The organism is Paraburkholderia lebeckiae (assembly GCF_050436225.1).
Classification (GTDB): Bacteria; Pseudomonadota; Gammaproteobacteria; order Burkholderiales; family Burkholderiaceae; genus Paraburkholderia; species Paraburkholderia tuberum.
The window spans coordinates 1,731,034-1,743,200 of the sequence record NZ_JBNDLU010000002.1; the positions used below are offsets into that span (position 1 = coordinate 1,731,034).

9 protein-coding genes and 2 pseudogenes are annotated in these 12,167 nt (G+C 63.8%); 9 read left to right on the top strand and 2 right to left on the bottom strand.

Annotated elements, in window-relative coordinates; genetic code table 11:
• Positions 1-40: 40 nt before the first annotated feature.
• From OKW45_RS22615 to OKW45_RS22645, 7 genes and pseudogenes are all read left to right on the top strand, one after another.
• On the top strand, positions 41-859 hold the full coding sequence (locus OKW45_RS22615) for an SDR family NAD(P)-dependent oxidoreductase (protein WP_429471241.1): 819 nt from the start codon (positions 41-43) through the stop codon (positions 857-859).
• A 100-nt stretch (positions 860-959) separates the two neighbouring features.
• A complete protein-coding gene (locus tag OKW45_RS22620; RefSeq protein ID WP_429471243.1) occupies positions 960-2,300 on the top strand; it encodes an epoxide hydrolase family protein in 1,341 nt (446 codons plus the stop codon).
• Positions 2,301-2,595: 295 nt separating this feature from the next.
• Positions 2,596-2,925, top strand: coding sequence for a DUF4148 domain-containing protein (locus tag OKW45_RS22625; RefSeq protein ID WP_429471245.1), 330 nt, complete (start codon positions 2,596-2,598; stop codon positions 2,923-2,925).
• Between the two features lie 153 nt (positions 2,926-3,078).
• The gene (locus OKW45_RS22630) at positions 3,079-3,495 is read left to right on the top strand and encodes an organic hydroperoxide resistance protein (RefSeq protein ID WP_429471247.1); all 417 of its coding nucleotides are present in this window, start codon (positions 3,079-3,081) and stop codon (positions 3,493-3,495) included.
• Positions 3,496-3,945: 450 nt separating this feature from the next.
• Positions 3,946-4,374, top strand: a pseudogene (locus OKW45_RS22635) (transposase); the annotation flags it as partial.
• A 308-nt stretch (positions 4,375-4,682) separates the two neighbouring features.
• Positions 4,683-5,753 (top strand): DNA-binding protein, encoded by a 1,071-nt coding sequence (locus OKW45_RS22640; protein ID WP_429471249.1) that lies wholly within the window; start codon positions 4,683-4,685, stop codon positions 5,751-5,753.
• A gap of 58 nt (positions 5,754-5,811) precedes the next feature.
• A pseudogene (locus OKW45_RS22645) lies at positions 5,812-6,028 on the top strand (NAD(P)H-dependent oxidoreductase); the annotation flags it as partial.
• A gap of 90 nt (positions 6,029-6,118) precedes the next feature.
• Here OKW45_RS22645 and OKW45_RS22650 read toward each other — a convergent pair.
• Positions 6,119-6,526, bottom strand: coding sequence for a hypothetical protein (locus OKW45_RS22650; protein ID WP_018417980.1), 408 nt, complete (start codon positions 6,524-6,526; stop codon positions 6,119-6,121).
• Between the two features lie 296 nt (positions 6,527-6,822).
• On the opposite strand from OKW45_RS22650, the gene OKW45_RS22655 reads away from it, so the two are divergent.
• Entirely contained in the window at positions 6,823-8,175 is a 1,353-nt protein-coding gene (locus tag OKW45_RS22655) for an MFS transporter (protein WP_429471251.1), read from the top strand.
• 54 nt (positions 8,176-8,229) lie between these two features.
• On the opposite strand, the gene OKW45_RS22660 is transcribed toward OKW45_RS22655, so the two are convergent.
• Positions 8,230-10,770 carry a penicillin-binding protein 1A gene (locus OKW45_RS22660; RefSeq protein WP_429471253.1) on the bottom strand — a complete coding sequence of 847 codons (2,541 nt, stop codon included), beginning with the start codon at positions 10,768-10,770 and terminating at the stop codon, positions 8,230-8,232.
• A gap of 133 nt (positions 10,771-10,903) precedes the next feature.
• Between OKW45_RS22660 and fabV the strand changes: the two genes are divergently transcribed.
• Positions 10,904-12,100, top strand: coding sequence for an enoyl-ACP reductase FabV (gene fabV / locus OKW45_RS22665; protein ID WP_429471255.1), 1,197 nt, complete (start codon positions 10,904-10,906; stop codon positions 12,098-12,100).
• Positions 12,101-12,167 lie beyond the last annotated feature (67 nt).

Below are 12,167 nucleotides of genomic sequence, written 5' to 3' on the forward strand. Positions count from 1 at the left end.
CCTCACGCAATCACCAGCGAACGTCCAACAGGAGTACATCATGACGCAGGCACATCAGGGTACAGCTTTCATTACGGGTGCATCCACGGGTATCGGCGCGGTCTATGCCGAGCGGCTCGCAAAACGTGGCCACGATCTGATTCTCGTTGCGCGCAGCCGCGACCGGCTCGTGAGTCTCGCCGAGCGCATCGCCAACGAAACGGGCCGGTCCGTCGAGATAATCGACGCCGATCTCAATGATCCAACTTCACGCGCCACGTTGGAAGCGAAACTGGCGGAAGACGCGAGCATCGTGCTGCTCGTGAACAACGCGGGTGTCGGCACGCATACGCCGTTGCTCGACAGCGATGTCGAGGCCATGACGCGGATGATCGATCTGAACGTTACCGCGCTCACCCGCCTCACGTACGCCGCGGTGCCGGGCTTCGTCTCGCGTGGCTCGGGCGCGATCATCAACATCTCGTCGATCGTCAGCATCGCGCCGGAGCGCCTGAATGGCGTGTATGGCGGCACCAAAGCCTTCGTGCTTGCGTTCAGCCAGTCGCTGCATCACGAGCTCGCCATCAAGGGTGTGAAGGTACAGGCGGTGCTGCCCGGCGCCACGGCCACCGATTTCTGGCAGACCGGCGGCTTGCCGCTCGAGAACCTGAACCCGGCCATCGTCATGTCCGCAGGCGACATGGTTGACGCGGCGCTCAGCGGCTTCGATCAGGGCGAGCTCGTCACGATTCCGTCCCTGCACGACGGCGCGAAGTGGGATGCCTTCGAAGCCGCGCGCCAGGCAATGTTGCCGGAACTGTCGACCAACACGCCCGCACACCGCTACACGGCTAACGAAAGAACCGTCGAGGGCGCATAGACACGATCGCGCGAATGCAAGCGGTATTGATGCGATACGGAAACGGTGCCCGTAACCGTGGGCGCGCAAGGCCGCGCATCCTTTTTCAAGGAGTATCACCATGCCTATAGTTTCGACGGTGCCGACCCGGCGCAGCGCGTTCTCTTCAGCCGCGGCCGTACTCGGCCTGTTCCTGGCCGCTGGCTTCAGTTACGCGCATGCAGTTCCGGCGGCGGAACAGCCTTCGGCGATACCACACGCAGCGGCTGAAGACGACTCGATCCGTCCTTTCCACGTTCACGTTCCAGACGAAACACTCGTCGACCTGCGCCGCCGAATCGCGGCCACCCGGTGGCCCGACAAGGAAACCGTGGCCGATCAATCCCAGGGCGTGCAGGAGGCGAAGATCCAGGCACTGGTGCACTACTGGGGAACCGACTACGACTGGCGTAAGACGGAGGCCAGGCTGAATGCCCTGCCGATGTTCGTGACCACGATCGACGGCGTCGATATCCAGTTCATCCACGTGAAGTCCCGTCATACGAACGCGCTGCCGCTGATCGTCACTCACGGCTGGCCAGGCTCGCCTCTGGAAATTGAAAAGGCCATCGGTCCACTCACCGATCCTACGGCTTATGGCGGCCGTGCGGAGGACGCCTTCGATGTCGTCATCCCCTCGATGCCCGGCTATGGCTTCTCCGGCAAACCCACCGGCGTTGGCTGGGGTCCCGATCACATAGCGCGGGCGTGGGATGTGCTGATGAAGCGTCTGGGATACAAGCAGTATGTATCTCAAGGCGGCGATTGGGGATCGGTGGTGGCGGATGCGATGGGGCGTCAGGCGCCGGCAGGGCTGCTGGGCATTCACGTCAATATGCCTGCGACGGTGCCACCGGAGGTCGCGAAGGCGCTAAACAGTGGCGAACCGGCGCCGGCCGGGCTGTCCGAGGTGGAAAAGGCCGCGTACGAATCGCTCGCCAACCTCTACAAAAAGGGCGGCGGCTATGCCGCCATGATGGTCACTCGCCCGCAAACCGAGGGCTACGGCCTGGCTGATTCACCCGCCGGTCAGGCGGCCTGGATGTACGACAAGTTCGCGGCCTGGACCTATAGCGGCGGCGACCCCGAGCGCTCACTCACCAGGGATGAGATGCTCGACGACATCACGTTGTACTGGGTCACGAACACATCGACCTCGTCGGGGCGGCTCTACTGGGAGAACAACAACAACAACTTCAACGCCGTGGAACAGAAGACCGCCGATATTTCCGTCCCGGTCGCAGTGACGGTTTTTCCCGGCGAGATCTATCGGGCGCCGCGGAGCTGGACCGAGCGCAGCTATCACAATCTCAGCTATTTCCATGAGGTGAACAAGGGCGGCCACTTCGCAGCGTGGGAACAACCGCAGCTCTTTGCTCAGGAGCTCCGCGCGGCGTTCAGACAGGAGCGCCGACAACAGTGAGGTTCCGCCGGTTGCTCTAGCACGAATTCGTGGCAGCAACCGGCGCCAGGAGCCCACATCTCAGCAGGTTAGTGACATCAAGCGCCTGGTATCTGGTCGCTTCTACTTTATCGACAAGCAGGGACACGTGATCCTTGCTGGGTTCGGCGAAGGCAAAAACGAGCCGCCCGCGGCGGCGAGCAGGCAGTTGCTCGCGCAAAAATTGTGCGGCGTACGCAGCTTTCCGGATTGAAATGAATCCACGGAGCCGCGGATACACAGTCTTGCAAAACGCCCGGTTCACGACACACGTCAGATGCGTCGGCGCGCTGAAAATATTAACGACGGAGCGCGCCGAGTTGCCATCCAACCGATGTATTCCGGGCGTTTTACCACCACTAATCGTTTCAAGGAGAACAGCATGAAAACTTCGATCGTCGCTTTAGCTTTTGCAGCATTCGCCGTTTCGGGCGCAGCTCAGGCCGCCGAGAGCGCCACGACGTCCGCTGTCGCGCAGACGGAGCAATCCGGTACGAGCCGTATCGGCGCGTCGCCGAAGACGCGTGCCGACGTGCGCCACGAATTGATGCGGGCGCAGCAGGATGGTCAGCTCGCCAGTCTCCGCACGCTCTATCGCGGAAGCTGAACCTATCGTCATAGATCAGGGCGGCGCCGATTACAGTAACCGAGCGTTCGGCGATATGTCCGATACGACATCGCAGTCGGGTTTCCGGCTCACCGTCCGGGATACTGTTTCCACCTATTCGCATCACTGAGCCGCTACGGCAAGGAATTCATCATGTCTCGAATCGACAAAGTGTTGTACACGGGCCAGACCCACACGACGGGTGGACGCGACGGCGCATCGCGCAGTTCCGACGGACGCCTCGACGTCAGACTCGCGGCACCAGGATCAACGGGCGGCGGGACGAATCCCGAGCAGATGTTCGCGGCCGGCTGGTCCGCCTGTTTCATCGGCGCAATGGGATTGGCGGCCGCGAAGATGAAGGTCGCGCTGCCCCCCGATACGGCCGTCGACGCCGAGGTCGATCTGTGCATCACCGATGGCGCTTACTTTCTGCAGGCTCGGCTAAACGTCAGCCTGCCAGGTGTGGAGCGCGAAGTCGCCGAGGCGCTGGCGCGCACAGCACACGAGACTTGCCCGTACTCGAAGGCGACGCGCGGGAACATCGATGTGGGCATCAGTGTGGTTTGAATGCGGCGACGCGGGTGGCGAAACTTCCGCCTGACGCATGAACGGCGGTCGGTGTGATCTGGGAAGCTCCATCCGCACCGACTTGCAGCCAATTGCCGAAGCAACAACAGGCGCCGCTTGGTAACAAAAAACCTAAGTCAATGCGGAGCAGCGCGTCAATCAGGAGTTCAAGGGATTATTTCTTGCGCGGGCGAGCCCGGCAGATAACTGGAGGAGGAGGGTGGCGGATCCTCGCCCCTTGACTTCCTGATCCGTCATCAGAGAAGAGGGCGAAGCTTATTGTCCGCGCCTAGTTCTAGCGGTCCTTTCCAGCCATTCCATAAAGCAAGTCTGCCGCTCGTTATAAGTGCTGCGTCACAGTTCGATTTGGCCGCAAGTTTGGTCCAGAACATACAGGCCGGAGCATGAACCGGTTTGGGCCAATCGGAAGAACCCAAATCGATTTTGACCAGACGCGCCTGGCTCGTGCCGTTCTTCGTGAACCGGCCTGTAAGTCGCGTGGTCATGGAGGCGCGGCAGCGCGCACCATCGACCGCGAGTCCTGACGCGGCTTGGCCACGACGTGCGGCTCATCGAAGCCCAGCTCGCACGGCCGCTCGTGAAATCAAACAGGAATAACGCAGCTGCGGCGATCTGGGAAGCGGCCCAGAGTCCAAGCATGCGGTTCGTTGCCGTCAAGACTGAAGACCAGCAGGCGATGCTGACCATGCACCGCGTACACCAGCAACTGTTCCTAATCCGCGTCATGCAGGTCAACCAGCTTCGCGGACTGCTATGCGAGGTAGGAGTTGCATTACCGCAAGGCCGCCGGGTATCAATAGAGACGCCAAAGGCGCGCTAGCTTCACTGGACGACAAGTTGCCCACGATGCTGACAGAGCTGCCGCTGTACGGTTTCTTGCCATTCAAGCCAAAACTCGGTCGTCGCGAGCGTCAGCCGCAGAAAGGAAAGCGCATCAAACAGAGTCGAAAGCCCGCTCGATACGGCCTCCTAGAGAACGGTTACGAGGTTATGCAAAACCGGTAACAAACTCATGCAAACAGACGCCTGGCGATCGGACAATCCGCACGCCAACCATAAACACGACATTATAGTACTAATGTCGTGTAGAACATCGAATTGTGTAGTATTTGATGCGTTTTACGTTGTATTATCAACATATCGATATTCCCAAAGCAGCTCCCACCATGACCCTCGAAGCCGACATCGAAGTCGTCCGTCAAAACGCGTCAGACACGCAGACGCTTTATCGCGAGGTCTGCGCGTTGCTGTTTTTCCGTTACGGCGAGACACCGACCGCGAACCGCCTGTACCAGCTGGTGCGCAAAGGCAGCATGAGCGCGCCGGCCAAAGCGTTGCGGGATTTCTGGACCGACGTGCGCGACAAGACGCGTGTGGACGTCGGCCGTCCGGACTTGCCGCCCGAGGTCGCAGCGGCTGCCGGCGAATTCGCGGCCCAGCTGTGGCGTCTGTCGAGCGACGCCGCGAACGGCGCGCTCGACGTGTTCAGGCACGACGCGGACGCGCAAATCGCCGCTGCGCAAGAACAGGCCAGGCAACACGACAGGCAGCGTCAGGACGCCGTCGACAAAGCCGAACAGGCGGCCAACGATGTCGCGACCCTGCGCGCGCGGATTTCCGGACTCGACGCGCGCATCGTCGAGCTGCAGACCGCTAACGACATGCTGACGGCGCAACTGGCGACATCGAAGGAAGAAATCGCAGCAGGAGCCGCCGCGCTCGCCGATGCCCGCCGCGATTTCGCCGACGAACTCGCGAAGCTGCGCCGCTCGCACGAGCAGAACGAGCAGCGGCTCGCCGCGGCGGAAAAGCGCACCTTGCTCGAAATCGACGGTGAACGAGCGGCGGCGCAACGTTTGCGCAAGGAGCTTCAGGCGAGTCACGAGCGGGCGGCGACGCTCGAAGCCGAATCGCGGGCTGAGCGGAACGCGCTGCGGGATGAGTTGGCCGCATCGAAGGCGGAACTGGCTGTCTCCGCTGCGCGGCATGCCGCGACCCGCGGGCAGCTTGCGGAAAAGGATACGTTGCTGGCTGAACGCGTGGCGGCGACCGACCTGTTGCGCCAGCGTATCGACACGCTCTCGCGGCAGATCGAGACGGCACGAACAGAAAAAACGTCCGCGCGCCCTGCCCGCCGCGCCCGCGAAAAATCACCCGTGCAGGGCCGCGCGACGGTGGGCTTCTCGGGCGCACCGTTCATTAAACGTTCGACCAACGCCAAACCACCCGAAGACTGAAGACTGCCGGCGTCCCGGCGCATGTCACCACGCGAGTCGCGATGAGTGGTTACCTTGATACACGCCCGCGCACGAGCACACGGCGGCGATGCGGGCGTCATCGGATGCCCTGTACGCGCGCCTTCTCGCCGCCGTCGCGCTGGTGTTCGCCATGCCGATGTACAACTGGTCGATGCCGTCTGCGTTCAAGGCGTTCATCGATAGCATCACGCGGACCGGCGTGACCTACCTGCACACGGAAGACGGCGGCATCGTCGGACAGCTCGGCCGGCACAACGGGCGAATCGTGGATAGAGAAGCCCGGCGCGCATCACAAGGTGATCGTCATGGGGCGGCGGCGCCCGCCGCCCGCGCGCAACGCTGCGTCAGAACCGCGGATGACACTCGAAACTGACCGACGACTCGTGCTCGGTCATCGCGCTGCCGCCGCTGACCGTCTCCGTATTCACGCTGCTTTGCATACCGCGACGATCGCAGTAGTCGCGCGCTTCGTTCATCGCGAGTTCGTGCGCGCGCGCCCAGGCCATGCGTCCTCCGGTCGCGCTGGCGGCGACCGTGTAGCTGCCGGGCTTGCCGCTCGCGACCACATCCGTGCTCGACGCGCACCCGACGAGACTCGCGCACGCGAGCGCCACCGCCGCCACCCCGCGCATGCGCGCGTGCAGCGGCGCCCTCTTCCTTTCCGTGCTTTCCGCTCGCGCGACGGACGCGACTTCGCGTACCCGCACCGTTTTGCGCGCCTCAGCAAGCATGTCCGAACCCTGATTCGACATCGTGGATCACCTGCATTTTTAACTGACTGGTCAGGCAGTAATTATCCGGAATCGTTCGCCCAGGATCAGCCGATACAACCGAAAACACTGTTGCGCGAGTCCTAACAATGGACACGAGCGCCACGCCGCGACGGCGTCGGCAATGAGCGGACCACATGGTTCACAAAAGACCTTCCGGAATCCCTATTGAGCGTCTAGTCTGTAACGATGCCTGTTCGACGGACAGGCATTTCGAACCGCAGACGGACCCCACCACATAGCGGCATACACCGGTCGCCGAACCGGAGGAGACATATATGGATCTCGAGGCACGTACCCTTCAGCGCGTCACGGTTCGGCTCGTGCCGTTCCTGATCCTGTGCTATTTCATCGCCTATCTCGATCGCGTCAACGTCGGCTTCGCGGCCTTGCAGATGAACAAGGCGCTCGATCTGTCCGCGAGCGCGTTCGGCTTCGGCGCGGGCGTGTTCTTTATCGCGTACTTCTTTTTCGAAGTGCCGTCGAACCTGCTGCTCGAACGATTCGGCGCGCGCCGCTGGATCGCGCGGATCATGTTTACGTGGGGTATTCTCGCGGGCGCGATGGCGTTCATCCCGGACATCTCGCGCTTCACCGGGGTCTCGCCCGCGCACGTGTTTTTCGGCCTGCGCATTCTGCTTGGCGTCGCCGAGGCCGGCTTTTTCCCGGGCATCATCTTTCTGCTGACCTTGTGGTTTCCGGCCGCGTATCGCGGGCGCGTGGTCGGCTATTTCATGGCGGCGATTCCGCTGTCGACGGTGATCGGCGGCCCGATCTCCGGCGCGCTGCTGTCGCTCGACGGCCGCGGCGGACTCGGCGGCTGGCAGTGGCTGTATCTGATCGAGGCGGCGCCGGCGGTATTGCTGTCGGTCGCGGTGCTGTTGTATCTGACCGACAAGCCCGCCGACGCCACCTGGCTCAGCACCGAGGAGCGCGACTGGCTGATCGCGCGGCAGAAGCAGGAGCGTGAGCATCGCGAGGCGGTGCGCCACTTCAGCGTGAAGGAGGCGCTGATCAATCCGCGCGTGCTCGCCATCGCGCTGATCTATTTCGGGGCGAACGCGACCAACTACGGCCTGAGCTTCTTCCTGCCGCAGATCGTCAAGTCGTTCGGCCTCACTAATCTGCAGACGGGTTTCGTGACATCGCTGCCGTATGTGGTCGGCCTCGTCAGCATGATTTTGTGGGGACGGCATTCGGATCGCCACCTCGAACGCCGCTGGCACGTCGCGATTGCGCTGTTCGTCGCGGCGGCCGGCATCGCAGCCGCGGCCGGCCTCGACGATCCGGTGCAGAAGATGATCGCGCTGTCGATTGCCGGCTTCGGCATCTTCGGTTGCCTGCCGGTAATCTGGACTTTGCCGGCCGCGTTCCTGTCGGGCGCGGCGGCCGCGGGCGGCATCGCCGCGATCAATTCGCTCGGCAATCTGGCGGGTTTCTTCGGCCCGTTCGCGATGGGCTGGATCAAGGACAGCACCGGCGGCTTCGGCGCCGGGCTGCTATGTCTCGCGGGCGCGGGGCTCATCGGTATGGCGGCGGTGTTGCTGCTGCATCACGACACGTCGCTGGAGACGGCGCATGGCAATCCGCATGCGCGACCGCCGGGTGAAGCGGGCGTCGCGAGGTCCTAGCCCTTCTGCCGCACCCCCTTCAATACGCACCCGGGCAGCGCGCCCGGGTCGCGTTCAGTTCGCCTCGCCCCCGTTATTCGCTCCTTCGCCGCCCTGACCAGTCGCATCGGGCGGCACGAGGTCGTCCGGCGTCGGGGTCGGCGCGAGCGCTGCCGCACCGCCGCCATGCGTTTCGCCATCGACGGTAATGGCGGGCGCCGGCGTGGGAGCCGCTTCCGACCCCGACCCCGACCCCGTCGCCGGCAGCAACGGCGGCAACGCGCGCGCTTCGCCCTGCACCGCGGACGCGCCCGCTGCCTCTGACGCCGCCGCCGGTGCCGCCACGGCCGACGCCGGCGGCTGCACCGACGCCACCGGCGCGCGCCGCGCCGGAGCACGCGCCACGACCTGCTTGTCCGGCTGCGCCGGCGTGCGCGCGAACAGGTGCCCGATCCAGTCGCGCAAGCGCTCGGCGCGCTCGGCGAACCAGCCCGGCTGCTGCGCGGTATCGAACTTCATGTGGCTGTCGACGAGCCGCGAGCGCTGCGCGCGCTGGAAGAAATCGCCGACGATCGGCAGCGCGCTATGCGCACCCTGCCCCCAGTAATCGCTGCGGAGCGTCACGCGGCTGTCGTTGAAGCCGACCCACGCCCCCGCCACCAGTTGCGGCTGCATCAGGATGAACCAGCCATCCGCGTTGCCCTGGGTCGTGCCGGTCTTGCCCGCGACATCGCCGCGCACGCCGAAGCGCGTGCGGATGCTCGCGCCGGTGCCGCGGCTGACCACGTCGCGCATCACGTCGACCAGCGTGCGCGCCGTGTCGGCGGGCAGCTCGCGACTCGGCGTGGCCGGCTTGAATTCGGCGAGCAGGTTGCCGTTGCGGTCCTCGATGCGCGTCACCATCAGCGGCTCGACGTAGCCGCCGAGGTTCGCGATCGTGCCGTACGCCGACACCATTTCCTTAAGCGTGACCGGGCTCGTGCCGAGCGCGAGCGACGGCACCGGGTCGAGCTGGCTGTCGCGCACACCCATCGCGCGCGCGAGCTTCGCAACCCTATTCGGACCTACCGACTCCATCACCTGCGCGGTGATGCGGTTGCGCGAATAGGCGAGCGCGTCGCGCAGGCTGATCATGCGGCCGCTCGGCTCGTCCTCGTCGTTCGGCTTCCAGATTTCGCCGCCGGCGAGTTCGATCTGAACCGGATTGTCCGGCAGTTTGTCGTCCGGCTTCGCGCCGGCCTCGAAGGCCGCCGCGTAGACGAACGGCTTGAAGGTCGAGCCGGGCTGACGGCGCGCCTGCTGCACGTGATCGAACGGATCAACGCCAAAGTCGCGGCTGCCGACCCACGCCTTGATCTCGCCGGTACGTGGGTCCATTGCGAGGAAGTCGGCCTGCACGCGCGTCTTCGTGTCGCACACGCTCTGCACGAGCTTGCGATCGGCGAGCAGACGTTTCATCGCGTCGTCGTCGGCGAGGCCCATGTCTTTGGCCGCGCGGAAGTCAGGCGTTTCGCGCAGGAACGTGCGCAGCAGGTCCTTGTCCGCCGAGCAGCCCGCGCGCGTGCCCCACGCGGAGTTTGCGATGTTCTGCAACTGGTTGCCCTGCAGCGTGACCGCCTGGGTCGCCATCGTCTGCAGACGCGAGTCGATCGTCGTGCGCACGACGAGTCCATCGGAATAGATGTTGTAGTCGTTGCGATCGGCCCACGCGACGAGCCATTTGCGCAGTTGCTGCGTGAAGTGCGGGGCGGGTCCGGGCGGCTCGATCTGGCGCTCGAAGTCGAGACGCAGCGGCTTGCGGGCGAGCGTGTCGTATTGGGCGGGTGTCAGCTTGCCGTACTTGACCAGCTGCGCGAGCACCGTATTGCGCCGCTGCAAGGCTCGCTCGGGGTTCAGCACCGGGTTGTAGTACGCGTTGCCCTTCAGCATGCCGGTCAGCGTCGCCGCTTCGAGCACGTTCAGATCGGATGCGGACTTGTCGAAATAGGTGCGCGCAGCCATCTCGATGCCGTACGCGTTGTACAGGAACGGGACCGTATTCAGGTAGGTTTCGAGGATCTCGTCCTTCGTGTAGAACGCCTCGATCTTCAGTGCGGTGATCGCTTCCTTCAGCTTGCGCGTCAACGTCGGCGCGCGGCCGATTTCGTCGGGATACAGATTGCGCGCGAGCTGCTGCGTGATCGTCGAGCCGCCCTGGCGGTCGCCGGAGAACGTGTGCAGCGCGGCCGAAGCGGTGCGCCGCCAGTCGAGCCCGAAATGCTGATAGAAGCGGTGATCCTCGGTGGCGATCAGCGCGTTGACGACGTTCGGCGAGATGTCCTTCAGCTTGACCCACTCGCGGTTCGACGGCTTGAACTCGGCGAGCAGCTTGCCGTCCGCCGACAGGATCTGCGCGGGCTGCTCGATCTTGGCCTTGCGGATGTCGCCGATGCTCGGCGTGAACGGAATCAGCAACAGCACGTACAGTACGAATAGCACCGGCAGCGCGGCGAGCCCCCACGCGAACGTGCGGCGGGTCGGATGGCGCAGATGCCATGCGGCCTTCGCGAACAGCGGGTTCGCGAGCGTCAGCCCTTTGTCGAGGGCCGCCAGAAAGGAGGAAAAGAGGCGCTTCACTTGCTGTCGTCGGCTGGGAAAGGCGCAATCGTACCAAGATGTGGCGGGGCGCCGGTTTTTGCTTCGTTCGCGGCATGGAGTGCGGCTCCGGCTGGGCCACTATAATGTCGCCAATTCCGACAAGAGGTGCTTCATGATCATCAAACCGCGTGTGCGTGGCTTCATTTGTGTATCGACCCATCCGATCGGCTGCGAAGCCAACGTCAAGGAACAGATCGAATATGTGAAGGCACGCGGCCCCATCGCCAACGGCCCGAAGAAGGTGCTCGTGATCGGCGCGTCGACCGGCTATGGCCTTGCCGCCCGCATTAGCGCAGCGTTCGGCTCGGGCGCGTCGACCCTCGGTGTGTTCTTCGAGCGCGCCGGCAGCGAAACCAAGGCTGGCACGGCCGGCTGGTACAACACCGCGGCGTTCGAGAAGTTCGCCACCGCCGAAGGCCTGTACGCGACCAGCATCAACGGCGACGCATTCTCCGACGAAGTGAAGGCGCGCACGATCGAAGTGATCAAGCGCGATCTCGGCCAGGTCGATCTGGTCGTCTATAGCCTCGCGGCGCCGAAGCGCCAGCACCCGAAGACCGGTGAGGTGTTCAGCTCGGTGCTCAAGCCGATCGGCAAGGCCGTCAATCTGCGCGGCATCGACACCGACAAGGAAGTGATCAAGGAAACCGTGCTCGAACCGGCGACGCCGGAAGAAATCGCGCACACGGTCGCGGTGATGGGCGGCGAGGACTGGCAGATGTGGATGGACGCGTTGGGCGTTGCCGGCGTGCTCGCCGACGGTGCCAAGACCACCGCGTTCACCTACTTGGGCGAGAAGATCACCCACGACATCTACTGGAACGGCTCGATCGGCGCGGCCAAGAAAGATCTCGACCAGAAAGTGCTCGGCATCCGCTCAAAGCTCGCGGCCAAGGGCGGCGATGCGCGCGTCGCGGTGCTGAAGGCAGTCGTCACGCAGGCAAGCTCGGCGATTCCGATGATGCCGCTCTATCTGTCGCTGCTCTTCAAGGTGATGAAGGAAAAAGGCACGCACGAAGGCTGTATCGAGCAGGTCTACGGCCTGTACAAGGACAGCCTCTATGGCAGCCAGCCGCATCTGGACGAGGAAGGCCGTCTGCGCGCCGACTACAAGGAACTCGATCCGCAGGTGCAAGGCCGCGTGCAGGAGCTGTGGAACCAGGTGAGCAACGACAACATCTACGAACTCACCGATTTCGCCGGCTACAAGACCGATTTCCTGCGCCTGTTCGGCTTTGAAATGAAGGGCGTCGATTACGACGCGGACGTCAATCCGGACGTGCAGATTCCGAATCTCGTGCAGGTTTGATCCACCGGGGGGCGGGCCCGCTTCGTGAGTTCGCCGCTGATGTTGCCCCTCCTCGCCTCCCTCCCCT